This window comes from Campylobacter sp. BCW_6467 (assembly GCF_001762855.1).
Classification (GTDB): Bacteria; Campylobacterota; Campylobacteria; order Campylobacterales; family Campylobacteraceae; genus Campylobacter_D; species Campylobacter_D jejuni.
In genome coordinates, this window is sequence record NZ_MJXP01000052.1 from 134,476 (window position 1) to 158,333 (window position 23,858).

A 23,858-nucleotide genomic window follows, 5' to 3' on the forward strand; every position below is an offset into this window, starting at 1 on the left:
AAGATGTTTAACAAAGTTGTTTTGGTTGGAAATCTTACACGTGATATAGAAATGCGTTATGCACAAAGCGGTAGTGCTATTGGGGCTTCTGCTATCGCAGTAACAAGAAGATTTACCACAAATGGAGAAAAAAGAGAGGAAACTTGCTTTATTGATATAAGCTTTTATGGTCGCACCGCAGAAGTTGCAAACCAATACCTTACAAAAGGTTCAAAAGTACTCATAGAAGGACGTTTGAGATTTGAACAATGGAGTGATCAAAATGGACAAAATCGCTCTAAGCATAGCATTCAAGTTGAAAATATGGAAATGCTTGGCGGCAATTCCAATGCTCCACAACAAGGTGGAATTGGCAATAATAGCTTTTCAAACAACAATTATAGTGGAAACTATGAAAATCAAAGCTATGATCCTTATATGAGTGAAAATCAAAATTTTAATAAAGCAAAAGCAAACCCTGCTCCACAAAGAAACCAAAACCCACAACACGAAGAAAAATTAAAAGAAATTGATATCGATGCTTATGATAGCGATGATACTAATTTACCATTTTAAAGGATAAACTATGGCAGAAAAAAGAAAATACTCTCGCAAATATTGCAAATACACTGAAGCAAAAGTTGAATTTATTGATTATAAAGATACAGCAATGTTAAAACATGCTTTATCTGAAAGATTTAAAATCATGCCACGCCGTTTAACAGGTACAAGCAAAAAATACCAAGAAATGGTAGAAGTTGCAATCAAACGTGCAAGACATGTAGCTCTTATCCCTTATATAGTGGATAGAAAAGAAGTAATCAATAATCCTTTTGAAGGACTATAATCTTTTAAAAGCAAACTTGTAAAAAGTTTGCTTTCTTATACATTTATTCTCAAAATAAAATTAAACCAAAGTATATTCTAAAACATCACTAAAAGTATCAACAGCAATGATTTCCATATTGTCTCTAACCTCACTAGGAATATCTTTTAAATCCCTTTCGTAATTTTTTCTTGGGATTAAAGCTGTTTTTATATCTGCTTTATAAGCTGCAATTAATTTTTCTTTTAATCCGCCTATTGGTAAAACTTTTCCTTTTAAATCTATTTCACCTGTCATTGCAACATCTGCTTTAACCTTTTTATCACTAAAAATAGAAGCAATGGCTATGCTTATCGTAATGCCTGCGCTTGGGCCATCTTTTGGAGTAGCTCCATCTGGCACATGTATATGAATATTATAACTATCATAAACATTAACTTTAGGATCGATAATTATTTTTTTAGGTATTTTTATTTTTCCTTCATCGATTAAAACTTTTATCATGCTAAAAGCAATTCTAGCTGATTCTTTCATTACATCACCCAAACTTCCCGTGAGCGTTAATTCTCCTTTACCTTTAATTTTTACAGCCTCTACTTTTAAAACATCTCCACCTACACTTGTCCAAGCCAAACCATTAACCTGACCTACTTGATTTTCTCCATTATTTTTTTCTATTTCAAAAACTTTTTTATCTAAAAATTCATTCAAATTTTTTGTATTAATAATGACTTTTTTAATATTTTCTAAAAGTAGTTTTTTAGCACTCTTACGACACAACTCTGCCACTTTGCGACGCAAATTTCTGACTCCTGATTCACGAGTATAATCACTAATGATTAACTCTATAGTTTCATCATCAATAGATAATTCATTGGATTTTAAGCCATGTTTTTTAAGCTCATCTGGAATTAAATATTTTTTCATTATATGAAATTTTTCACTTGGAGTATAAGAGCTAAGTTCTATAAATTCCATTCTATCTCTTAAAGGTGCAGGAATATTGCTAATATCATTTGCCGTTGCTATAAAAATGACTTTACTTAAATCAATATTAAAATTTAAATAATAATCCCTAAATTTAGAATTTTGCTCTGGATCTAAAATTTCTAAAAGCACCGCACTTGGATCGCCTCTAAAACTGCGATTTAATTTATCAATTTCATCCAATACAATTACAGGATTAATTTGTTTTGCCTCTATGAGTCCTTGGGTAATACGTCCAGGCATAGCGCCTATATAAGTTCTACGATGACCACGTAGCTCATTAACATCTTCAAGTCCGCCTAAGGCTATGCGAATAAGCTCTCTTTTTAAAGCTTTTGAAACAGAATTTGCCAGTGAAGTTTTACCCACGCCAGGAGGTCCATAAAGACAAAGTATAACTTTAGCACCATCTTTTTCTGCTATTTTTCTTTTTTCTAAAAGTTCCCTAACTGCAAAATATTCTTCTATGCGTTCTTTTGGTTTATTTAATGCATAATGATCATGGTTGAGCTGTTTTGAAACTTCTTTAATATCAAGTTTTTTCTTAGAAATTTTTTCAAAAGGAATATCTAATGCTGTTTCTATGTAAGTTTGAATCATCGATGCTTCGGAATTATCTTGATGAATGCGTTCGAATTTTTCAATTTGTTTTTTGATTTCTTTATAAGCATCTTCGTGCATAAATTTCTTCTTTAATTCCAGACGCTTTTGATACTCTCTAACCTCATCTTCTTTTTGTGTGTCAGAACCAAGCTCTTTTTGAATTTGTCTTAATTGTTCTTTTAAAAAATATTCTTTATTTACCTTATCAATACGAGAATGTACTTTATTTTTAATTTCTTTTTGAATTTTATTGGCTTCTATTTCTTGGGCAATTAAATCTATTAATTTTACTAATTTTTGCTCAAGATCTGTTAAAACAAAAAACTCATAAGCAACTTGTTTTTTAATACGCACAGTATTTAAAATCAAATCACAAATCCTAGACGCATCAAAACCTTCTTCAATTGTTCTTAAAAGATCCGGAGAAAAATAATGACTAATATTTGCCAAATTTTTTACCTTCTCTTTTAAAACTTCAAGAAGCGCTTCTTTTTTAGTTCCTTCTAAAAAGTCTTCTTTTATAAGTTCTATCTTGGCTTCTAAAGGTTTATTAGAAATTTGCTCTATAATTTTACCCTTAGCATATCCTTGAAAAAGTATTTTCACCCTTCCATCAGGTAAAGGAACTTTTCGCATGATAGTCCCAATCACTCCACAATTATAAATTTCATCAAAATTTCTTCCATTTTCCAACCTTGAAGGCGCAACAAAAAGCATACTATCATTTTTAATCGCAAGATCTAAAGCTTTCATATTGGATGAATCGTTAATAAAAATAGGAGTTATCATAAAAGGATATAAAAATAATTCATCTTCAACCAATACTGGTAAATTTGCTGGATAATTTTGTATCTCTTCAATCTGCATTTATTTTCCTTGTTTATTAAAATCTTTCAAATATACTTCTATACCAAGGAAGCTCAGGTTTGATAATACTTTGCTGATAAAATTCACTTTCTTGAAGTCTTTGTTTATAAATTTGTGCACTTTCATCATGCCCTATGCGCTGGTATAGATTTTCTATAGTACTATTAAGATAAAAAACCGCTAAATTAAATTTTGTAAGCATTGTCTGAACCAAAGGTTCATATTCTGTATAAGGATAATCTTTCAAAAAAGTATCTATTTCTTTTTGGCTTTCAAGCATTAAAGCCTGATTACGATTTGGCACTGCAAATGCATCAAATTTTGCTTTAATTTTAAGATAGCGAATATAATCAGCATTGCGTGAATTTCCAAATTTTTTATTATATTCATCTAAATAAAATTCAGCTAACTTATATTCCTCTTCATCCATATGAGCTTGTGCTAAAATAATTAAAGTAGTTTCCAATAAAGGATCGGCAATGTGCTCACTTGCCATGCCATTATAATGATCATCGGCTTTTTCCAAATCCTTGTCCTGTAAATCTTTAATAATTTGCTTATACCACTCACTAGCACTAAGATTGTATAAACCTTCATCATTTTTCGTACTACACGCATTAAAAAAAACACTTAAAAAAACCAATAAAAAAATACCTTTTTTCATACTTCACCTTGATTTATATTCTCAAAAATCTATATTTTAACGATTTTATAATTATGTTCTTCTAAAATTATAATAAAATTAATTAAATAATTTAAAATTTTGGAATGATTATTGCTTATTTTATGTTAAAATATTAAACATTATAACTTGAGGAGAAAACATGACCCTAGCTGTTAAATGCCCTATCTTAGGTTTTGAAGAAACCAAAAATATGGAATTTTCAACTATCGATGAAGTATTTGTAAGACTTAAAAGTCTTGATGGTAAAGACTTTTCTTTTGTTTTAATTAATCCTTATTTAATTAGACCTGATTATGAATTTGATATACCAACTTATTATCAAGAGCTTCTTTCTTTAACACCTGAATCTAATATGAAAATTTTTAATATAGTAGCCATAGCAAAAAGTATTGAAGAATCGACAGTGAATTTTCTAGCTCCAGTAGTCATTAATCTTGATAATAATACTATGGTACAAGTGATACTAGATACAGTTAATTATCCGGACTTTTTTCAAGCTGATCAAATTGCTAATTATATTAAAAAATAATGCTCTATATACTTGCAAATGGAGCTATGGCAACAGCCTTAGCCTATGGATTAAAAGATAATTATGAAATTTGTATAGTAGGAAGAAGCATAGAAAAACTTCAAGCCCTCACCAAAGAAGGCTTTAAAACCTTACTTTACAAAGATTTTAACATAGAAGGTAAAGATGTTATTTTAGCATTTAAACCCTATGCTTTAGAAAATATTGCTCAAATGCTAAAAGGACAAGCACGTATCTTAATCTCTGTTTTAGCCAATGTTGATTTTGAAAAACTACAAACCATCAAAGCTCAAAATTATGTTAGAATAATGCCTAATACAGCAGCTAAATACAAGGCTTCAACCACACCATATATACTTAAAAACTCTCATTTTGAAAATGAAATTTTAGACATTTTAAAAACTTTTGGCTCGGCTTATAAATTAGATAATGAAATACAAATGAATGCAGCTATGGCGATTAGCGGCTGCGCTCCTGCTTTTTTAGCACTTATAGCAGAAAGTATTGCTAATGCTGGAGTTTATGAAGGTTTGTCAAAAGAACTTAGTCTCAATCTTACGCGCTCTTTATTTAAAAGCTCTAGTACTTTACTAGAACATGAACATCCAGCTATTATCAAAGAAAATATTTGCTCCCCTGGCGGAGTTACAATAAAAGGCATAAAAATACTCGAACAAAAAGGAATTCGCGGAAGTTTTTTTGAAGCCATAAATGCTAGCAGCGCTAAATGAAAAAGGCTTTCATACTTATAGAAAGTATTAGTGCTATAACGATCATATCTTTAATTTTCATTGGTATTTTTTATTACTATACTCAACTTTACAAAAACTATGAAAATTTAAATATTTTTGAAAGACTCTATAAACTTCAAGAAGAATTATATGAAAAGCCCATTTTTAAAACCATCATACTTCAAACTTCAGCCTTAAAACCTATAATTTTACAAGAACAGTTTGTTAATGATGGTATATTTCAATTTCAAAAATTATATTTTCAAGATCAAAATTATAGTGTTTATTTTAAAGAATGAGCAAAGCTTTTACACTTTTTGAACTTACAATATCACTAATACTTTTTACTTTTATAGCTAGCTTACTTTCAAAACCTTTAATGGATTTTTATCATTTAAATTTCACTGCTTTACATACAAACAATCTTATCACTCAAACACATTTAAACTTGCTTAAAATAGAAAAATTAATACAAAATTGTATTAATATTACATTTTCACAAAATACATTAAAATGTCTTTTAAAAGATGAGTTAATTAGCCTAAAAGATAATAAACTTTATCTTATTAACTCTGCTCTTATTTTAGAAAATAATCATACACTTTATTCACCTCATTCTGATTTTAAAACACAACTCCAAAATAGAAAAGATTTATATAATGACAATGAACATATTGGCTATGCTTATAAAATTAATAAGGTTGAAAAAATATCCATCTTAGAAAATGGTATATCTACAAATTTTACAGGTAGTTTTATTCCTTTGCAAGCTCAATTAGTTATCAAATTGCAAAATGAAGAACTTATATATGAAATAAAGCCAAAATTTAATGAACAATTAAACCAACAAGGATTAATTTCTAAAAACATAAGCTCATTTAACCTGCAAAACAATAAATTAAAAATTTGCCTAAAAAGACAAGCAAAATATTGTCTTGAAAAAAGAATTTTACTATGAAAAAAGCTTATGTTTTAATTTGGACAATTTTTTTAATACTACTAATAAGTCTATGGATGAGCTTGACCTTAAACATATCTAGCTACACTCCAAAAATAATCCAAGATAGTTATTACTACCTTCAAGCTCAAATTTTAAGTCATAATGCAACACAATTTTCTAAATATTTTTTATATCAAGCAAAGCAAGAAAATAAAGAATGTTTAGATAATATATATTTTAATTACACAAAAGCTTTGATTAAAATAAAATATTTTTATCCTATTGCACAATGTGTTAATTTTAAATTTTCCAACTTTAATCCCGATGCAAATTTAAGCAAAGATGGTGTTATTATAGCCCACATTAGTATTGCTTTAAATCGTGATAAAAACGTCAATGATGAAATTTTACTCACAAAAAGCATTATTATTTATCCCAAAGAAAATTTTTGGAATTTAAAAAATTAAACCAAAGTCTTAGCAAGCTTAACACACTCTAAAAGACTTTGATTTTCGCATATATAAAGATTTTTAAAATTTAAAAGCTTCTTTGCCGTGCTTTGCCCTATAGCTACAATCTTATCTTCTTCTTTTACGCTATAAAATTTGAAAAAATTTTCTACACTTAAAGGAGAGGTAAATATAAAAATAGCAGGATGAGTAAGTTTTTTGTCACCTTTTTTAAAAACATTTTTATAAACAATCATTTCATCTAAATCCACACCTGCATTTTTAAGATCCAAATTTAAAGTTGAAACAATATTTTTAGCCCTTAAATACAAACATTTTTGCGTTTTTAACTCCTCTTTAAATTCAAGAAAAAGATCTTTTCCATAAGCCTTTGATGGAATTTTAATCTTTTTAAAACCTAAATTTTTAGCGTATTGAGCTGTACTTTGTCCTACAGCGTATAAATTGAGTTTGAAATTTAAAGTGGTTTTTGCATGTTGCAAAGCTTTTAAAGCATTTTTTGAAGTACAGATTAAAGCATCATACAAACTCAAATCTATACTAAAATCATAAAAAACAATCTCATTTAAAATAAGATTTTCCACCCCTTTAAAAGGAGTTTCATTCAAGAGATAAATTTTCATAGATTTTACACTTTAACTCTTTAGCTGCCAAAAAAGCATCTTTAGCATCCATGATCGCCCTAACCACAGCCACGCCGCTTAAATTTATACCCTTTAACTCAATAAGTGCTTCTTTATCAATCCCTCCTATGGCTACAACCCCTATAGGACTTTTATCACAAATTTGGCTTAAAAGCTCAAGGCTTAAAAGCGAACTTTCTTTAGTAGGTGTTGCCTTAATGGCTCCACAACCTAGATAATTTGCTCCTTGTATAAACTCAAGTTGTTCTAGCTTTTTAAGGCTTAAGCCTATGATTTTTTCATCTCCTAAAAGCTTTCTAGCTAGTTTTACTTCTAAATCTTCCTGCCCTAAATGCACCCCATCAGCATCTAAGGCTAAAGCTATGTCCACTCTATCGTTAATCAAAAAAGGTATTTTATAAGCCTTGCAAAGTTTTTGCACCTTTAAGCCTAGTTTATAAAATTCTCTTGCATTAAGCTCTTTTTCACGAAGTTGTATGATACTTACTCCGCCTTTTATAGCATTTTCTAAAGTATTTAAAAAACACTCCTCGCTTTTATTTCCCTGAGAAGCAACTAGATAAAGACTAAGATCTAATTTATTTTTCATCTAAAAACTTGAAAAAATGATTTGTAGGACCACAACCTTTTCCAAGATTGAGTGAATAATAAATCGCATTTCTTACATATTCTTTAGCTTCACTAACGGCGTGAAATAAATCCTTGCCTTTAGCCAAATTACCAGCAATAGCCGAAGAAAGCGTACAACCTGTACCGTGAGTATTTTTAGTTTCTATGCGTTCGCCTTTTAAAATATAAATTTCTTTTCCATCATAAAGCACATCATTGGCATTTTCTTCACTATGTCCGCCTTTAAGTAAAACCGCCTTAGCCCCCAAGCTGCATAAATGTTTAGCTGCTTTTATCATCTGCTCTTCATTAGCGATCTTAAAACCGCATAAAAACTCTGCTTCAGGAATATTAGGCGTAAGAATGTCTGCAAATTTTACTATGGTTTGCTTGAAAAAATCACAATTTTCTTGCGGCATTAAAGCATAGCCATTTTTAGCAAACATTACAGGATCGATCACTACATTTTGAGGTTTAAACTCGCTTAAATTTTTAGCTACACAGCTCATTAATTCACAAGAACCTATCATTCCGATTTTAGTTGCCTTTGGCACTATATCTTCAAATACGGCAAGCATTTGTTCATCTACGCTTTGAGTAGGTATATCGTGTACAGAAATCACCCTTGCGGTATTTTCAGCTACCACACTTAAAACCACACTCATACCAAAAAGATTGTGCGCACTAAAGGTTTTAAGATCGGCTTGTATCCCTGCTCCACCACTACAATCACTCCCTGCTATAGTTAAAACAGGTATAAGTTCGCTTCCTTTTGCTTTCATAAATCTTCCTTTAAAATTTTGATCCATTCTTCACCCTTAGGGCTTAATTTTTGTCCTTTAAAACTCTGTTTTGCAAAAGCTACAATCAAAGCATGAAAAATTTGATAAAGTTCGTAAAGTTCGCATTTTCTCCCTAAAATTTTACACAAATTTTCTTGCTCACTCTCTATACCACTTTGAAAAAATTCTCTTAATTCTTCATAATTTTCAAACTCATAGCCTAAGTGAAAAGCCAAACGCAAACTATAATTATCTACAACCAAAATCTCTCTTTTGCAAAGATAATTTAAAATACCATCAACACTTTCAAAACCCAAACCTTTGATATTTAAAAGCCACTCTCTGCTTACATTTGTTTTAAAATTTTCTAAATTTTCATAAGTGTTTATGATACTTTCTACTAAGCCTTTTAAACGCTTGGCTTTGGTATTATAAAATCCGCTAGGCTTAATTAAAGTTGCAAGTTCTAAATTGGATAAAGTATTGATTTGTTCTAAGCTTGCAATATTTTCTTTTTTTAAATTTTCTAAAGCTTTTAAGACATTTTTCCAATTTGTATTTTGAGTTAAAATCACAGAAATTAAAAGCTCAAATTCATTCAATCCTTGATTTTCAAGCCAATCAAAATCATGATAATTTAAATCCAAATTTAAAAGCTTGGTAAAAATTTGCGCTCCAGTCATTTAAATTTCTCCTTAAAAGCCAAATAAAATTGCTTTGCAGTACGACCACTTCTACTTGCTCTTAGAGTAGCAAATTCTTTAGCTTTAGTGTGTAAAAGCTCTTTATCACAAGAATAATCTTTAAAATAAAAATCTATCATCTTTAAATACTCCTCTAAATTTCCCTGATAAAAACTTAACCACAAACCAAATCTATCGCTCAAGCTTAATCTTTCTTCAGCAGCCTCGCTTAAATGAAGTTCTGTATGTGCAATTTGCGTATCAAGATTATCAATAATGCTTTCACTTAATAAATGCCTACGATTTGAACTCGCATAAATAATTACATTATTTGGGGCTTTTTCTATGTTTCCCTCAAGTAAAGGTTTTAAAAATTTATAACTATCATCTCCCTTCTCAAAAGAAAAATCATCACAAAAAAGTATGAATTTAAAATTTTCTAATCTAATTTCATCGATGATATCTGCTAAGGCAAATAAATCTTCTTTATTTAATTCAACAAGTCTTAAGCCCTGATCTTTAAATTCATTAAATATAGCTTTAATTAAACTTGATTTTCCAGTGCCCTTAGATCCCCATAAAAGTGCGTGATTTGCTCCCTTATTTTGAATGAAATTTAAAGTATTTTCATAAAGTGCTTTTTTTTGACTTTCCATAGCTACTAAATCTTTTAAAGTAATAGGATCGATTTCAAAAATAGGCTTTAAATAGTCTTTTCTTGCTCTATAAATTGCTGCATAAGTTTTATTCCAATCCATTTTAAGCCTTTCTTAAATGCATTAAAATTGCCTCTAAAATATCATCATCGTCTTTGCTTTTTGCTTTGATGAGTTCTTTTTCATCATTTAAAGCAGTAAATTGAATATTTTGCTCATAGTTGCTAATACTTTTAAATTTATTTAAAGCTAAAATTTTAATAATAATCAAAGATAAAAATTGCTTAGTATAAACATCAAGTTTTCCAAAGCGATCTTCAATTTCACCTTCGATCTCATAAACCTCATGAACTTGCTCACACTTGCTAAGTCTTCTATAAAGTTCTAATCTTAGGCGATCTTCGCTGATAAGCTCACTATTTAAAAAGGCATTAACATTGAGTTTTAAATCAAGTTTATTTTCTTTTTGATCCACTTCATTTTTACTTAAAGCATTAAGTTCATCTTCTAACATTTTAAGATATAAACTATATCCAATTTGCTCGATATGTCCACTTTGATCTACGCCTAATAAATTTCCACCGCCACGAATTTCAAGATCATGATAAGCCAAAACAGAACCTGCACCTAAAAAAGAATTACTTTCTAAAGAAACTAGACGCTTTAAAGCATCTTTTGTGATAGCATTTTTATCTTCGATTAAAAAATAACAATAACCTTGCTTATCACTTCTTCCTACACGCCCACGCAATTGATGCAAATCAGCCATACCAAAACGATCGCTTTTTTCTACTATGATAGTATTTGCATTAGGTAAATCAATCCCACTTTCTACAATAGAGGTACTTAAAAGCAAATCATATTCTTTGTTTTCAAATTTTAACATTTCTTCTTCTTGCACCTTGGCATCGATTTTAGAATGTAAAATCAAAATACGCAAAGTAGAAAAAAGTTCTAATAAATGTTTTTTACACTGCTCTATACTTGCAATATGATTATGAATATAAAAAATTTGCCCACCACGTCTTAACTCTCTTGCTATAGCTTCTTTTAAAAGTGCATCATCATTTTCTTTGACAAAAGTTCTTACATCCATTCTATCTTCTGGTGGAGTTTGTAAAACACTATAAGATTTTATAGAACTTAAAGCTTGATTTAAGCTTCTTGGTATAGGGGTTGCTGACATGGATAAAATATGTGAATTTTGAGTGATTTCTTTAAGCTTTTCTTTTTGCTTCACTCCAAATTTATGCTCTTCATCAATAATAACAAGAGCTAAATTTTCACATTCTACACTTAAAAGCGCATGAGTTCCTACAACTACACAAGCTTTATTTTCTTTTAAATTTTGTAAAACTTGTTTTTTTTCTGCACTACTTGTAAAGCGATCCAGTTTAAAAACCTTTATATCAAAAGGATCAAAACGCTTTTTTAAGGTTTTATAATGCTGATGAGAAAGCAAAGTTGTAGGCGCAAATAAAAATGCACAAAATCCACTTTTAACTACTGGATAAATAGCATTCATAGCGACTTCTGTTTTTCCAAAACCCACATCACCGCTTAAAAGCCTATCCATAACTTTTCCACTTTGAAAATCTTGCAAAATTTCATGACAAGCTTTCTCTTGATCGCTTGTATAAATAAAACCCGCACTAGTTATAAAATCAGCTTGTCTATTTAAATCCACTGTGATTTTTTTTGCTTGCACCAAAGATCTTTTAGCTGCCATAATAACAATTTCAGAAGCTATGGCTAAAAGTTTAGTTTTTAATTTTTCTTTAAGTTTAATAAAGCTTGTTTTACCTAGTTTGTCTAAACTTGGAATAGATCCACTCACGCCCAAATATTTATCAATTAAATAAAGATTTTCCACTGGCAATAAAAGCTTATCAGAATTTTGATACTCTATAGCAACAAACTCTTTTTTTGCTCCGCTTATCACTATCATCTCAAGACCTAAAAATTTACCTACCCCATAATCTTCGTGTACTATATAATCCCCATTTTTAAGCTCATCTATAATCAAACTAGCTTTTTTTCTTGTTTTTTGTTTTTCTTTTTGATTTAAAGAAATGATTAGCTCTTCAGGACTAATAAGATTAAGCCTTAAATCACTTTTTACAAAATGGATATTTTGAGTATCTTCAAGCTCCAAAGCTTTAAACAAAGCTTCATTTTTAGCTAAAAGTGTGATTTTTTTATTTTTATGAAATTCAAAAAAATCTTTATTGTAAGAACTTTGCAATTCTTTAAATTTTTTAGCTTGAGGTAAAATTTTTGCATTCACAAAACTTATATCTTTTTCATATTCATTAATATCAAACTTTTCACAAGCTAAAAAATCAAGTTCTAAATAATCAAAAAAATCATCAATACACCAAAACCCTAAAGAATTGATATCATGTATTAAAGTATCGCTTTGAAAATCTTCTAATTTGTCCTTAAAAATTTCATAATTTTCTTTGTCAAAATATTTTAAAAAAGGACAAATTTCAAAATGTTCTAGTTCATTAGGAATAGACTTTTGACTTTGCAAATCAAAATATCTTATGCTTTCAATCTCTTCGCCAAAAAGTAAAATTCTAATAGGATTTTCTTCATTGATACAAAAAATATCAATAATATCCGCACGAATTGAAATTTCACCTTTATCCTGAACTATATCTACAAATTCGTATCCCAATCTTGAAATTTCATCTTCAAAACATTTCAAATCAAAATTTTGTTTTTTATCGATATAATAATTTTGCAAATGTTTTTTTGAAGGAAGTTTTTTTAAAACAGTATTTAAAGGAGAAATAAGGATTTTTTTTTCTTCTTCTTTATGATAAGCATTTAAAATCTTGCAAAGATTAAAAAGTTCTTTGGAAAAAGCCCTTAAATCATCTCCAAACTGCGCTCTAAAATCAGGTAAAACAAAGGTTTTTAAACCCTTAAATCGTGAAACTTGAGCGAGCAAATCTGCTTGTTTTTCATCTTTACAAAGCAAAAGTTCACAAATTTTTGGATTTTGTAGGTATTCATAAAATGAAGCTTGCATTATTCTTCGTTGTTATTTTCAATAAGTTTGATAGTATCTTCTTTAATTTTACTAGTTCCATTAAAGCGACCGCCATTTTCTATAGAAATTTTTTGCGTTGAAATATCGCCATTAACAACTCCGCCCGCTAAAATTTCTAAACTATTGGCCTCAAGTTGCCCTTCAAAATACCCATTTACTACAATTTTATCTGCTTGTAATTCACCTTTTAAATTTCCATTTTTTCCGATAACTACAATGCTTTCAGAATGAATAATACCACTTAACTCTCCATCGACATGAAGCATAGAAGCAAAATAAAATTTACCCTCAATTCTCGCACCTGAAGAAATTACTGTTGTTTCTGAGCTAGGACTGGATGTTGGGCTGATACCGCCTTTATTAAAGATTGCCATGGAACTCTCCTTTCTTGATTAAAAAAATCATTCATATTTTTTCTTTGCAAATTTAAAAAATACAAAGGTTCTAAAGTTTTATTAATAAACCTTACCTCATAGTGCAAATGCGGTCCCGTAGAAAGACCTGTATTGCCACTATAACCTATCAACTGCCCCTTGCTAACAAATTGACCTGCTTTGACTACTTCTTTGCGCATCATATGAGCAAATACTGTTTTAAAACCAAAATTATGCAATAAAATTACATTATAGCCATAGCCATTATCACTATAACCTGAAAATTCCACTACTCCACTTGCTGGTGCATAAATAGGAGTACCAATTTCTGCTCTTAAATCAATGCCAGGATGAAATTCCCTTCTTTTTAAAAGCGGATGCTCTCTCCAGCCAAAATTTCCCGTAATACCTTTATTTTCAATAGGCCATCCATTAGGAATTTGTCCCAAAATTCCAAGTTGCTGCTCATTGGTAAGCTGAAGATTATCAAGTCTTGCACTAATTGTAAGATTATTTTCTGCTTCTAAACCCAAAGCCTCTTCAAAAGAAGCTATTTTATCTTCTATAGCTGCATACTGCTGAGTTTTTTCTTCTATGCTTTTTTGCATTTGCGAATTAGATAATTCCAATTCTTTGCTTTTTTTCAAAAGCTCCTCACGCTTTTCACTGATATCACTAAGTTTGCTATCGAGATATTTGATATAAAAACCACTAAAAACTAAAAATAAAACAATAAAAGCAATAGTATAAAAAACTATTTTTTTGATTATTTGATTTAAATAAAAATGTCTTGAACCGTTAATATCTGTAATGGTAATAGTGAATTTATTTTTTACCACACCACTCCTTTAAAAAATTTTCTACCAGCATAAAAGAGCCAAAAACTAGATTTTTTTTATTTTCTTCTAATTTTACAAATTCTTTACATTGTATGCCTAGCTTTGATGCAATACTATAAATTTCATCATCAGCCAGCTTTCGTTCTGCACTTTTATATTTATATATTTGTATTGTATCAATAATAGGCTTTAATGCATTTAAAATTTGAAAAATATCCTTATCCAAATAAGCATTATAAATAAGATTTATTTTTTCTCCTTGAAATTTATCAAGCATAGCCTTAGCAGCCATGGGATTGTGACCCACATCAACAAAAAAATTTGGAGAAATTTCTTGGCATCTTCCTTGTAAATTTAACTCTTGTAACTTTTTTAAAGCTTCTAAGGTTTTTTCTTGCGAAGTTAAAATTTCACAAGCCTTTAATGCAAGCTTTAAATTATGCTTTAAAAAACAAGGTAAAGCAAACTTTTTACAATAAATCTCAAAATTTTCTTTCAAAAAAGGATTTAAGGAAGAAACTTGCAAATTAGCTTTTTTTAAAAAAGCAATTTTTTTTGCTAAATTTAAAACATTTTGCTCTTGCTCATCACTTATAAGTGCTATAGTCGCCATAACTTTAAGCTTGGTTCTTGCAATATCTTCTAAAGAATTGCCCAAAATTTGAATATGGTCAAATCCAATTCTTGTAAAAATATTCATTCTTCTTTCAAAAACAGAAGTAGCATCATATTCTCCACCCACTCCTGCTTCTAAAACAATGAAATCGCATTTTTGAAATAAAATCATAGCTAAAAAAGTAGCATATTCGAAATAACTTAATTTTTGCAAGTCTTGTTTAAAAATTTCTTCAAGTCTTATATGAGCTTGTTCTAATTCTTCATCATTTGCAATCTTACCATCAAGATAAAATCTTTCATTAAAACTGAAAATGTGGGGGCTAGTATAATGCCCTATTTTATAATTTAAATTTTCTAAAAGTTGGGTTAAATATCTACCTGTACTACCTTTACCATTTGTGCCTATAAGTTGAATTATAGGAATATTTTTAAAATATTTCTTATATTTTTCATACATTCTAAACATCAAAAAACGATCAATTTTATCGTAATTTATACTTTTTTGAGCTAAAAAATTCTCAACTTTCATTATATTGTTCATTAACCGCTGCAATTTGCTTTATTAACTCATCTAAAATATTAATACTTGGCTTACTTTGCTTATCAAGATAAGCCACGTGAATTTTAGGAGTTATAATATCTTGCTTATAAATAAATCTAAAATTTTCTATAGTTTTAAGATTTGTATTTACAAGCTGTGTAATCTCATCTTTACTTTTTCCTGGCGAAACAATCAAATAACTCTTTTCATCTATCATCCATAGTTCATCAAATTCACTACAAGAATCTTTTAAAATTTTTTTAAATCGAACAAAAATTTCATTCAAACTTCCCATACCATATTTTTCCATAATGAAACGGTAATTTACTATAGAAAATAAAGCTAAAGAGTAATTAACTTTATACTTATTAAAATTTTCATCCATTTTATCAAGCTCTTTAAGAACACTCCAAGCCTCTCTCTCCTCTAAGCTTTGTGTGAATTCAATTTGATTATTTAAAGATGTAATTTTTTCTCCAAGTTGTTTAAATTTTAGTTTTAAATCCTCAAAACTAAGTTTTACTTCCCCATTTTCATCTGGTTTTAAGGTATTGATAAAATCCATGTTTTGTTCATTTGATTTATTAAGCAAAACAAGCAATTCATAGATTTTTTTTAGATTATCATTAAAAAAATTTAAATTTTTTTGGACATACATATTATCAACCATTATGCGATGATTGATAAATTCCATTAATTCGTTCTTAAAATTTTCTTCGCCTATTACAAAAGGCTTTTGTGTTAAATTTTGTATAAAACCTTGAATTTTTAAATCTTCCACCAATGAAGGATTTAAACCCAAGCATAATAATTCACTAAAGTGCTCATAACTACGCTCTTCAAGTTTAACTAAGAGTTTTTTAATCACGCTATCATAATCATCATATTTACTAATGCCATATTTACGAGCTTGTTCTTCTAAATTATTTTCATCATAATTTCTTTCAAGCTCTTTCCATTTTTTGGTAAGCAAGTAAATACTTTCACTATCCATAGTTTTAGAAATTCTAATCGAAGTCACCTTAGCCAAATCTCTTATCTTTTTATCCTTACTTATTTGCAAAGTTTTAGATATGGTATATAAAAAATCAAAAAATTCACTAAATTGTTTTCCGCTTTGTCTATTTAAAACAGAAATTAAAAAACTAATTAGTTCTTCTAAACTTCTTATAGTTTTAGAATTTAATTCTTGTTGATAAATCGGTAAAAGTAAGGTTTTGTATTTGTCAAGTTTAGCTTTATTTGAGCTTGTGATACCATATTTTAAAGATAGTTCTTCAAAAATTTCCGTATAATTTTCAGGAGTTGGTTTTAGTTTTCTTTCTTTTAATGCAATTAAAGTTTGCTTTGCTATTTCATTAGTATTTGGAATCACGTTTTTGCCCTTTAATAGCAATTACGGAAATAAACTCATCAAATGCCTCGCTTGAAGCTGCTCGAATAGCCTCATACCTTGCAGAATCACTAATAATACTATTTGGAGAAATTTCAAAATTATAACTTCCACTTGTACTAAAAGCCTGACTTGAACCATCTTTAAAGACAACATTAAAATCTAAATTTAATTTAGCTTTATAACTAATGACATAGCCATTTTTATCATAAGCTAAAGGAATAAATTCTAAATTATTCATTTTAACATTAATTACATCATCTGCCTCGTGTTTTAAAGCAAGCTTGCGCCCTAATTTTGAAATTACCATTTCTTTTAAAGTATCGGCAACATAGATACTATTTTTTGGGTCTTGTTGACTTAATTCAACATTAACATAAACTTTCTCATCGAAAATATTATTAGCGATTTTTGATGTAGGAACATATCCACAAGCACCTAAAAATAAACCTATACAAAAAATTAAAATCTTTTTCATTTAATCACTAGATTAACTAGCTTTCCTTCCACATAAATTTCTTTAACTATACTCTTACCTTCAAGCCATTTAGCAGTATTTTCTTTTGCAAAAGCTAAAATTTCTTCTTTACTCGCACTACTTGAAATTTCAAATTCAGCCCTTTTTTTACCATTAATACTTACAGCTAAATTTAAAGTATCTTTTACAAAAACCTCTTCTTTGAGTTCTAATTTTTTAAAATTTTTACATTTAAAAAGCTCCTCGCTAAGCTCAAAACAAACATGAGGAATGATAGGCTCTAAGATATTTAAAATAATATAAAAAGCCTCTTGCTCCAAAGCTTCATTTTTACAAAGCGCTAAAGCATTTAAAGCCTCCATACAAGCTGCAATTAAAGTATTGAAAGCAAAACTTTGATGATAAACTTCAAAGGATTTTTTCAAAGCTTCATATACCTTTAATCTTGCATATTTTTCTTCTTTATTTAAATTTTCTTGTTTTAATTCTACAAGCTCACCTTTTTTAACATTTTGCGCCCTATCATAGAGTTTGCAAATAAATCTATAAGCCCCTTCAACCGCATCATCATTCCATTCAAGCTCTTTAGCCGGAGGCGCAGCAAAAAGTATAAAAAGTCTTGCGGTATCAGCACCGTATTTTTCTATAATCTCATCAGGATCTACAACATTGCCTTTTGATTTTGACATTTTAGCACCATCTTTTAACACCATACCCTGAGTTAAAAGTCTATCAAAAGGTTCATTTTGTGTTAAATAACCCAAGTCTCTTAAAGCTTTTTGGAAAAATCTCGCATAAAGTAAATGCAAGATTGCATGTTCAATACCACCTATATATTGATCCACACTCATCCAATACTTTACACTTTTTTCATCTAAAGCTTTTTCCTGCCAAGTTCTCTCATCACTTGCAAAACGTGCAAAATACCAAGAACTTTCAAAAAAAGTATCTAAAGTATCACTTTCTTTTTGAGCCTCTTTGCCACATTTGGGACAAATACAATTTTTCCAAGTTGGATGTTTATCAAGTGGATTACCCTCACCTGTAATTTGCACATCTTCAGGTAGGGTAATAGGTAAATTTTCTAGTTTTTGAGGCACTATACCACAAATTTGACATTTAATCATAGGAATAGGCGCACCCCAATATCTTTGGCGTGAAACACCCCAATCACGAATTTTAAAATTTACAACCCTTTTTCCTATATTTTTAGCTTCAAACTGAGAAATGATTTTTAATCTTGCCTCATTACAATCAAGATTATCAAACTCTTGGCTATGGATTAATTTTCCTGATTTTTGCGTATAAGGTAAATTTTCTTGAGTTTGAATAACTTGTTTGATGGCAAGATTATATTTTGTTGCAAATTCAAAATCTCTTTCATCATGAGCTGGAACAGCCATAACCGCTCCACTACCATAATCAGCCAAGACAAAATTAGCCACCCACAAAGGAATTTTTTCTCCGCTTAAAGGATGAATGGCATAAATTCCTAGAAAATAACCTTCTTTTTCAGAACTTTGTCTTTCTCTTGGGCTTTGATTTTGAATAGCTTTGATTTTATTTAATACATCTTGATTTAATAAATTTTGTGAAAGCAAATTTTGAACAATTTTATGTTCTGGAGCTAAAGCGATATACGAAACTCCATAAATTGTATCTGCTCTTGTAGTAAAAACTTCTAAAGAACTTTCTTTGGTTTTTTGCTTGCTTTCTTCGTCTAAATTTAAAGAAAATTCCAAACCTTCGCTTTTACCAATCCAATTTTCTTGCATAGTTAAAACTTGATTAGGCCATTTATCTTTTAATTCTTCTAAATCTTTTAAAAGTTCCTCAGCATAAGCAGTGATTTTTACATAATAACCTGGCATTTTTTTCTGCACCACTTCATGACCACAACGCCAACATTTTCCGTCTTCAACTTGCTCATTAGCCAAAACCGTTTGATCTTGCTCACACCAATTTACGTTTGCTTCTTTAGTGTAAATCAAACCTTTTTCAAACATCTTAATAAAAAATTCTTGCTCAAATTTTGTATAAAGTGGATCTGAAGTAGCAAGCATTCTTTTTTTAGAAAAAGAAAAACCTAAAGAAAAAAGTTCTTTTTTCATATAAGCTATATTTTCATAAGTCCATGACTTAGGATGAATTTTATGTTTAATAGCTGCATTTTCAGCAGGCATACCAAAACTATCAAAACCTATAGGATGTAAAACATTAAAACCTATCTTGCGATAATATCTTGCTAAAGCATCACCTATAGTATAATTTCTTACATGCCCCATGTGAATGCGTCCGCTAGGATAAGGAAACATCGATAAAATATATTTTTTAGGCAAATTTAAATCATCTTTTGGCTCAAAATATTCATTTTCATCCCAAATTTTTTGCCATTTTTTTTCTATTAAACTTGCTTCATAAGCCATAAATTCTCCTTACACTGTTCCTTTTTCATACATTGCACGATTGCGTTCTTTATCTTGTTTTCTTTTTGCTTTTTCAATTTCTTTATTTCTAAACTCAAGCACACTAAATTTAAACCATAATAATGTCGGACTTGCAACAAAAATAGAGCTTAAAGTTCCCGCTATAATACCTACAATTAAAGCCAAAGAAAATCCTTGTATCATCTCCCCACCAAAGAAATAAAGTATCACAACGGTTGCTAAAGTTAACCCTGAAGTTAAAACCGTTCTTGATAAAGTTGCTGAAACACTTTCATTGATAATAGGTGCAAGTTCAGTTTTTTTACTTGTTTTAATACCTTCTCTGATTCTATCAAAAATAATAATTGTATCATTCAAAGAGTACCCAAGCACAGTTAAAACAGCAGCCAAAGTATCTAGATTGACATCAATTTTAAATAAAGAAATTGCCCCTAAAGTAATCACAACATCATGAATTTCACTGATTATAGCCGCAAGAGCAAAACGCCACTCAAAACGCAACGCTATATAAATTAAAATTGCTATCAAAGATACAGCTATAGCCATAAGTCCTTTATTTCTAAGTTCATCACCTACTTTTGGACCTACCACATCAGCACGACGCACTTCAAATTTTCCCGTATCCTTTAAAAGAGTGCTTATATGCTCACCTATATCATTGCTTACATTATCATTACTTCCTAAAAAGCGTATGGTTACTTCCTCATTGCTTCCAAATTCAGTTACAGATAAATTTTGAAAAGTTCCTTGTTTTTCTAAAATTTCTCGGATTTGTGTTATAGGAGCCGCATTTTCATATTTAAGCTGAACTAAAGTTCCTCCGCTAAAATCAATGCCATATTGCAAACCCCTATCCCAAAGCAAATAAATAGAACCAAAAAACAAAATAAAAGAAAGAGAAATAGCAGTAAAACGCATTCTCATAAAATCATAAATTTTCTTTTCGCTAAAAAACTGCATTATCTTCTCCTATAACCAAACCAAAATCTTGTATTATTACTTTTTTCTATGCGTTGCATAAAATAATCAAACATTCCGTGAGTTCCTAAAATAGCTGTAATCATAGAAACAACGATACCAATTCCCAAAGTCACAGCAAAACCTTTAACTGCCCCTGTTCCATAGGCATAAAGTGCTACCGAAGTAACTAAAGAAGTGATATTTGAATCTATAATCGCACTCATAGCATTTTTATAACCTTGCTCTATACTAGCTCTTATATTTACTCCATCTCGCAAGAGTTCTCGTATGCGCTCATTGATAATCACATTTGCATCTACTGCCATACCCACAGTTAAAACAAGTCCTGCCATCCCTGGTAAAGTTAAAGTTGCTCCAAACATAGCCATAACGGCCACTACTACCAAAACATTAACTAACATTGCAATATTTGCAAAAATTCCTGCCACACCGTAATACATCATCATAAATATTACAATAAAAACCGATGCACCAATTAAGGCTATCATACTCATTTTAATACTATCAGCACCTAAAGATGGTCCTATACTTCTTTGTTCAAGTAATTTTACAGGCGCAAGCAAAGCTCCACTTCTTAAAGCTACCGCCACATCACGCGCTTCTTCTTGGGTAAAAGCTCCACTGATTTGCCCACTACCTCCACCTATGCGTTCATTGATAGATGGGGCAGAATACACTTTATTATCAAGTACAATAGCAAGACGCTTTCCAACATTTGCTCCTGTATAATCAGCAAATTTTTTAGAACCCTCGGCATTTAAAGTAAAATTAATCACAGGATAATTACTCTTATCACTAATCCCTACTCTAGCATCAGTAAGCATAGATCCATCTAAAATAGGTATGCTTTTTAAGGTATATTTTAAATTTGGATTTCTAGAATCAGGCACTAAAATCAGTCCATAACTCGCAGCCTCAGCGTCGCTCATTGTGGAAGCTTGACCCATTTTAGAATCATCAACTTCCATAAGTTGTAAATGTGCTGCTTTTGTGATGCGTTCTTTTGCTCTTAGTTCATCTTCTTTGGTTTTAATCCCTGCAAGTTCAACCAAAATCTTATCATCACCTTGTTTAGCAACTGTTGGCTCTGCTAAACCAAATTGATCAAGCCTATTTCTTATGGTTTCAACTGCTTGCAAAAGTGCAAAATTTTCTATATTTTTTACTTCTTCTGAGGTAAAAGAAATTTTATAGTGCATATTTTCACTTTGTATATTAATTCCTTTTATTTCTTTAAGTAAATTTTCAACTTTTGCAATATCCGCATTATCAAGCAAAGTAAATTCTAAAATATCATCATGGGTATTTAAGCCATCATTTAAAATATTTTCTTTATTAAAAGAATAACTCAATGAAGATGCAATTGATTTTATTTTAGATTTTACAGCTTCTTCATTATCTACACCTAAGAGCATATAAAGCCCACCTTGCAAATCAAGCCCTAAATTAATCTTCGCACCACGTTCTGACTGCAAAAAAGAAGGGAGTGAAAAAGTCACTCCAAAAATAAATACCGCTATAAAAATAATCAAGCGATAATTGATTTTAGAATTACGCATCAATTTTCTTTGCTATAAATTCTCTTGAAATTTTTGCAGTAACATTGTCTTCATTAAGCTTAACTTTGATAAAATCCTCCTCTGGTTTTACGACTTCACAAATAAGTCCGCCATTAGTGATGATTTTATCTCCTTTTTGCAAAGACTCAAGCATTTGTTTATGTGCTTTTGCTTGTTTTTGTTGCGGTCTGATCACCAAGAAATAAAAAATTGCAAATAACACTACAAGAGGTAATAATGAAGTTAAAATTGAATTTTCTGCCATATTTTTCCTTTATTCCAAAAAAATTAAACACTAATTCTATCATTTTTAAAATAATAAAAGTCTTTTTTATTGCAATTTTACTTTCAAATTCTATTTATCTATCATTTTTTGAAAATATTTTTACACAAACCATTAGCCCGTTTTTAGCTATTTACGGGTTAGTTTTACTCCTAAAAAGTAAAAATTCTAAACAATATTTTTGGATAGGTTTTTTTGTAGGGATTCTTTGGTTTTGGTGGATTGGTTTATCTTCAATTTATTTTAATCTAAACTATTTAGTACCAATTATACCAATTATCATTGGTTTTATTTATGGGCTGCTTTTTAGATTATGTTATTTATTAAAATTTGATTTTTTAAGACTTTGTGGAATTTTTTGCATAAGTTTTATCCATCCTTTAGGATTTGATTGGCTTAATTGGGGAATTTTTACAGTTTATGGTTTTTTTGACCCAAGTTATCGTGGCATTATTTGCATATTTTTAATAGCATATTTCATCTATGAGGGTTATATATCAAGATATTATAAAATAGCAATTGTTCTTATTTTATTCTTTAGTGGATTTCAATATAATGAAAAACAAGCTCAAACTCTTAATTTAAACTACAAACTCATCAATACTAATATCTCTCAAGATCAAAAATTTTTACAAGAAAATTTAAAATCAAATTCTGATATCCTAATTCAAGATATATTTCAAGCTATAAATGAAAAAAAAGAACTTGTAATCTTGCCTGAAACCGCTTTTGCTTTTGATTTAAAAAATACCAAATATGAACTTATGCTTAAAGAATTATCTTATAAAATTACCATTATTACGGGAGCATTTTATACTGAAAAAGAGCATACTTACAATAGCACGTATATCTTTAAAAAAGGCAATGTCTATATTTTAAATAAGCATTTTTTAGTTCCCTTTGGTGAAGAAATTCCATTTTTTAAAGACTTAATAAAAAAATATTTTCTTAAAAATATTGAAGAATTTTCCCAAGGTCCTATACAAAGCAAATATAAATTAGACAATCAAATTATTACAAATGCAATTTGTTATGAAGCTACCAAAGAACAAAACTATCAAAATTCACAAATTATTATAGCTCTAAGCAACAATGCTTGGTTTAATAATAGCAGCGAATACAAACTCCAACAACTCTTAATGAAATTTTATGCAAGTAAATATGGGGTTAGTGTTTATCATGCTACAAATGGTAAAGAGAATATAGTTATACTCCCTAAAAAGCTTTTAAGTAAAGATTGGAAAAAATTTATCCAAAGAAATATTTAATGATAAAAAATAATATTAAAATTTT

General features: G+C 29.5%; 24 protein-coding genes and 1 pseudogene. 8 read left to right on the forward strand and 17 right to left on the reverse strand.

The features are described from left to right. Window positions 1-3: 3 nt before the first annotated feature. Window positions 4-555: a single-stranded DNA-binding protein gene (locus AJ888_RS08440; RefSeq protein ID WP_002861797.1), complete on the forward strand. Its 552-nt coding sequence runs from the start codon at window positions 4-6 to the stop codon at window positions 553-555. Between the two features lie 10 nt (window positions 556-565). Further along, window positions 566-826: a 30S ribosomal protein S18 gene (gene rpsR / locus AJ888_RS08445; protein WP_002853032.1), complete on the forward strand. Its 261-nt coding sequence runs from the start codon at window positions 566-568 to the stop codon at window positions 824-826. Between the two features lie 60 nt (window positions 827-886). Here rpsR and lon read toward each other — a convergent pair whose 3' ends face one another. Then, window positions 887-3,262: an endopeptidase La gene (gene lon / locus AJ888_RS08450; RefSeq protein ID WP_002861798.1), complete on the reverse strand. Its 2,376-nt coding sequence runs from the start codon at window positions 3,260-3,262 to the stop codon at window positions 887-889. Window positions 3,263-3,278: 16 nt separating this feature from the next. Further along, entirely contained in the window at window positions 3,279-3,926 is a 648-nt protein-coding gene (gene bamD / locus AJ888_RS08455; RefSeq protein WP_002861799.1) for an outer membrane protein assembly factor BamD, read from the reverse strand. Between the two features lie 160 nt (window positions 3,927-4,086). On the opposite strand from bamD, the gene fliW reads away from it, so the two are divergent. Genes fliW through AJ888_RS08480 form a run of 5 tightly spaced genes read left to right on the forward strand, consistent with a single transcriptional unit; the run spans window position 4,087 to window position 6,614 of the window. Next, on the forward strand, window positions 4,087-4,476 hold the full coding sequence (gene fliW, locus AJ888_RS08460) for a flagellar assembly protein FliW (protein ID WP_002852982.1): 390 nt from the start codon (window positions 4,087-4,089) through the stop codon (window positions 4,474-4,476). After that, the gene (locus AJ888_RS08465; RefSeq protein ID WP_002861800.1) at window positions 4,476-5,207 is read left to right on the forward strand and encodes a pyrroline-5-carboxylate reductase; all 732 of its coding nucleotides are present in this window, start codon (window positions 4,476-4,478) and stop codon (window positions 5,205-5,207) included. Before fliW ends, AJ888_RS08465 begins: the two co-directional genes overlap by 1 nt. Then, on the forward strand, window positions 5,204-5,506 hold the full coding sequence (locus tag AJ888_RS08470; RefSeq protein WP_002861801.1) for a hypothetical protein: 303 nt from the start codon (window positions 5,204-5,206) through the stop codon (window positions 5,504-5,506). The genes AJ888_RS08465 and AJ888_RS08470 overlap by 4 nt, the downstream gene beginning before the upstream one ends. Further along, on the forward strand, window positions 5,503-6,165 hold the full coding sequence (locus AJ888_RS08475) for a hypothetical protein (RefSeq protein ID WP_002861802.1): 663 nt from the start codon (window positions 5,503-5,505) through the stop codon (window positions 6,163-6,165). The genes AJ888_RS08470 and AJ888_RS08475 overlap by 4 nt, the downstream gene beginning before the upstream one ends. Beyond that, window positions 6,162-6,614, forward strand: a complete 453-nt coding sequence (locus AJ888_RS08480; RefSeq protein WP_002859148.1) for a hypothetical protein — start codon at window positions 6,162-6,164, stop codon at window positions 6,612-6,614. The genes AJ888_RS08475 and AJ888_RS08480 overlap by 4 nt, the downstream gene beginning before the upstream one ends. Here AJ888_RS08480 and AJ888_RS08485 read toward each other — a convergent pair. Genes AJ888_RS08485 through yajC form a run of 15 tightly spaced genes read right to left on the reverse strand, consistent with a single transcriptional unit; the run spans window position 6,611 to window position 22,547 of the window. Continuing rightward, on the reverse strand, window positions 6,611-7,240 hold the full coding sequence (locus AJ888_RS08485) for a uroporphyrinogen-III synthase (RefSeq protein ID WP_002861803.1): 630 nt from the start codon (window positions 7,238-7,240) through the stop codon (window positions 6,611-6,613). The genes AJ888_RS08480 and AJ888_RS08485 overlap by 4 nt on opposite strands. Then, a complete protein-coding gene (gene thiE / locus AJ888_RS08490; protein ID WP_002861804.1) occupies window positions 7,218-7,850 on the reverse strand; it encodes a thiamine phosphate synthase in 633 nt (210 codons plus the stop codon). The genes AJ888_RS08485 and thiE overlap by 23 nt, the downstream gene beginning before the upstream one ends. Further along, window positions 7,840-8,652 carry a bifunctional hydroxymethylpyrimidine kinase/phosphomethylpyrimidine kinase gene (thiD, locus tag AJ888_RS08495; RefSeq protein ID WP_002861805.1) on the reverse strand — a complete coding sequence of 271 codons (813 nt, stop codon included), beginning with the start codon at window positions 8,650-8,652 and terminating at the stop codon, window positions 7,840-7,842. Before thiD ends, thiE begins: the two co-directional genes overlap by 11 nt. Next, the gene (locus AJ888_RS08500; RefSeq protein ID WP_002861806.1) at window positions 8,649-9,335 is read right to left on the reverse strand and encodes an endonuclease III domain-containing protein; all 687 of its coding nucleotides are present in this window, start codon (window positions 9,333-9,335) and stop codon (window positions 8,649-8,651) included. The genes thiD and AJ888_RS08500 overlap by 4 nt, the downstream gene beginning before the upstream one ends. Next, window positions 9,332-10,093, reverse strand: a complete 762-nt coding sequence (locus AJ888_RS08505; protein WP_070296242.1) for an ATP-binding protein — start codon at window positions 10,091-10,093, stop codon at window positions 9,332-9,334. Before AJ888_RS08505 ends, AJ888_RS08500 begins: the two co-directional genes overlap by 4 nt. A gap of 1 nt (window position 10,094) precedes the next feature. Continuing rightward, window positions 10,095-13,031: a DEAD/DEAH box helicase gene (locus AJ888_RS08510; RefSeq protein ID WP_002861808.1), complete on the reverse strand. Its 2,937-nt coding sequence runs from the start codon at window positions 13,029-13,031 to the stop codon at window positions 10,095-10,097. Continuing rightward, complete coding sequence (locus AJ888_RS08515) at window positions 13,031-13,426, reverse strand: polymer-forming cytoskeletal protein (protein ID WP_002861809.1); 396 nt, start codon at window positions 13,424-13,426, stop codon at window positions 13,031-13,033. Before AJ888_RS08515 ends, AJ888_RS08510 begins: the two co-directional genes overlap by 1 nt. Continuing rightward, window positions 13,363-14,265: a M23 family metallopeptidase gene (locus tag AJ888_RS08520; RefSeq protein WP_002861810.1), complete on the reverse strand. Its 903-nt coding sequence runs from the start codon at window positions 14,263-14,265 to the stop codon at window positions 13,363-13,365. The genes AJ888_RS08515 and AJ888_RS08520 overlap by 64 nt, the downstream gene beginning before the upstream one ends. Beyond that, on the reverse strand, window positions 14,252-15,436 hold the full coding sequence (locus tag AJ888_RS08525) for a folylpolyglutamate synthase/dihydrofolate synthase family protein (protein ID WP_079861036.1): 1,185 nt from the start codon (window positions 15,434-15,436) through the stop codon (window positions 14,252-14,254). The genes AJ888_RS08520 and AJ888_RS08525 overlap by 14 nt, the downstream gene beginning before the upstream one ends. Beyond that, entirely contained in the window at window positions 15,402-16,799 is a 1,398-nt protein-coding gene (locus AJ888_RS08530) for a hypothetical protein (RefSeq protein ID WP_002861812.1), read from the reverse strand. The genes AJ888_RS08525 and AJ888_RS08530 overlap by 35 nt, the downstream gene beginning before the upstream one ends. Further along, window positions 16,783-17,295 (reverse strand): LPS assembly lipoprotein LptE, encoded by a 513-nt coding sequence (gene lptE / locus AJ888_RS08535; RefSeq protein ID WP_002860199.1) that lies wholly within the window; start codon window positions 17,293-17,295, stop codon window positions 16,783-16,785. The genes AJ888_RS08530 and lptE overlap by 17 nt, the downstream gene beginning before the upstream one ends. Continuing rightward, window positions 17,292-19,721 carry a leucine--tRNA ligase gene (gene leuS, locus AJ888_RS08540; protein ID WP_070296243.1) on the reverse strand — a complete coding sequence of 810 codons (2,430 nt, stop codon included), beginning with the start codon at window positions 19,719-19,721 and terminating at the stop codon, window positions 17,292-17,294. Before leuS ends, lptE begins: the two co-directional genes overlap by 4 nt. A gap of 9 nt (window positions 19,722-19,730) precedes the next feature. Further along, a complete protein-coding gene (gene secF, locus AJ888_RS08545; protein ID WP_002861814.1) occupies window positions 19,731-20,702 on the reverse strand; it encodes a protein translocase subunit SecF in 972 nt (323 codons plus the stop codon). Then, window positions 20,702-22,282 carry a protein translocase subunit SecD gene (gene secD / locus AJ888_RS08550; RefSeq protein WP_002861815.1) on the reverse strand — a complete coding sequence of 527 codons (1,581 nt, stop codon included), beginning with the start codon at window positions 22,280-22,282 and terminating at the stop codon, window positions 20,702-20,704. The genes secF and secD overlap by 1 nt, the downstream gene beginning before the upstream one ends. Next, entirely contained in the window at window positions 22,275-22,547 is a 273-nt protein-coding gene (yajC, locus tag AJ888_RS08555; protein WP_002786346.1) for a preprotein translocase subunit YajC, read from the reverse strand. The genes secD and yajC overlap by 8 nt, the downstream gene beginning before the upstream one ends. Between yajC and AJ888_RS08560 the strand changes: the two are divergent. Further along, window positions 22,520-23,846: pseudogene (locus tag AJ888_RS08560) on the forward strand (apolipoprotein N-acyltransferase). The gene yajC and the pseudogene AJ888_RS08560 overlap by 28 nt on opposite strands. Window positions 23,847-23,858: the final 12 nt, after the last annotated feature.

What these genes read in the sequence shown, in the direction of transcription:
- AJ888_RS08510 (WP_002861808.1), bottom strand. Translation starts at nt 13,031, where the DNA reads ATGCAAGCTTCATTTTATGAATACCTACAAAATCCAAAAATTTGTGAA.
- thiD (WP_002861805.1), bottom strand. Translation starts at nt 8,652, where the DNA reads ATGAAAGCAAAAGGAAGCGAACTTATACCTGTTTTAACTATAGCAGGG.
- thiE (WP_002861804.1), bottom strand. Translation starts at nt 7,850, where the DNA reads ATGAAAAATAAATTAGATCTTAGTCTTTATCTAGTTGCTTCTCAGGGA.
- rpsR (WP_002853032.1), top strand. Translation starts at nt 566, where the DNA reads ATGGCAGAAAAAAGAAAATACTCTCGCAAATATTGCAAATACACTGAA.
- AJ888_RS08440 (WP_002861797.1), top strand. Translation starts at nt 4, where the DNA reads ATGTTTAACAAAGTTGTTTTGGTTGGAAATCTTACACGTGATATAGAA.
- AJ888_RS08470 (WP_002861801.1), top strand. Translation starts at nt 5,204, where the DNA reads ATGAAAAAGGCTTTCATACTTATAGAAAGTATTAGTGCTATAACGATC.
- lon (WP_002861798.1), bottom strand. Translation starts at nt 3,262, where the DNA reads ATGCAGATTGAAGAGATACAAAATTATCCAGCAAATTTACCAGTATTG.
- fliW (WP_002852982.1), top strand. Translation starts at nt 4,087, where the DNA reads ATGACCCTAGCTGTTAAATGCCCTATCTTAGGTTTTGAAGAAACCAAA.
- secF (WP_002861814.1), bottom strand. Translation starts at nt 20,702, where the DNA reads ATGCAGTTTTTTAGCGAAAAGAAAATTTATGATTTTATGAGAATGCGT.
- AJ888_RS08465 (WP_002861800.1), top strand. Translation starts at nt 4,476, where the DNA reads ATGCTCTATATACTTGCAAATGGAGCTATGGCAACAGCCTTAGCCTAT.
- AJ888_RS08475 (WP_002861802.1), top strand. Translation starts at nt 5,503, where the DNA reads ATGAGCAAAGCTTTTACACTTTTTGAACTTACAATATCACTAATACTT.
- leuS (WP_070296243.1), bottom strand. Translation starts at nt 19,721, where the DNA reads ATGGCTTATGAAGCAAGTTTAATAGAAAAAAAATGGCAAAAAATTTGG.
- AJ888_RS08515 (WP_002861809.1), bottom strand. Translation starts at nt 13,426, where the DNA reads ATGGCAATCTTTAATAAAGGCGGTATCAGCCCAACATCCAGTCCTAGC.
- bamD (WP_002861799.1), bottom strand. Translation starts at nt 3,926, where the DNA reads ATGAAAAAAGGTATTTTTTTATTGGTTTTTTTAAGTGTTTTTTTTAAT.
- AJ888_RS08480 (WP_002859148.1), top strand. Translation starts at nt 6,162, where the DNA reads ATGAAAAAAGCTTATGTTTTAATTTGGACAATTTTTTTAATACTACTA.
- yajC (WP_002786346.1), bottom strand. Translation starts at nt 22,547, where the DNA reads ATGGCAGAAAATTCAATTTTAACTTCATTATTACCTCTTGTAGTGTTA.
- secD (WP_002861815.1), bottom strand. Translation starts at nt 22,282, where the DNA reads ATGCGTAATTCTAAAATCAATTATCGCTTGATTATTTTTATAGCGGTA.
- AJ888_RS08500 (WP_002861806.1), bottom strand. Translation starts at nt 9,335, where the DNA reads ATGACTGGAGCGCAAATTTTTACCAAGCTTTTAAATTTGGATTTAAAT.
- AJ888_RS08505 (WP_070296242.1), bottom strand. Translation starts at nt 10,093, where the DNA reads ATGGATTGGAATAAAACTTATGCAGCAATTTATAGAGCAAGAAAAGAC.
- lptE (WP_002860199.1), bottom strand. Translation starts at nt 17,295, where the DNA reads ATGAAAAAGATTTTAATTTTTTGTATAGGTTTATTTTTAGGTGCTTGT.
- AJ888_RS08485 (WP_002861803.1), bottom strand. Translation starts at nt 7,240, where the DNA reads ATGAAAATTTATCTCTTGAATGAAACTCCTTTTAAAGGGGTGGAAAAT.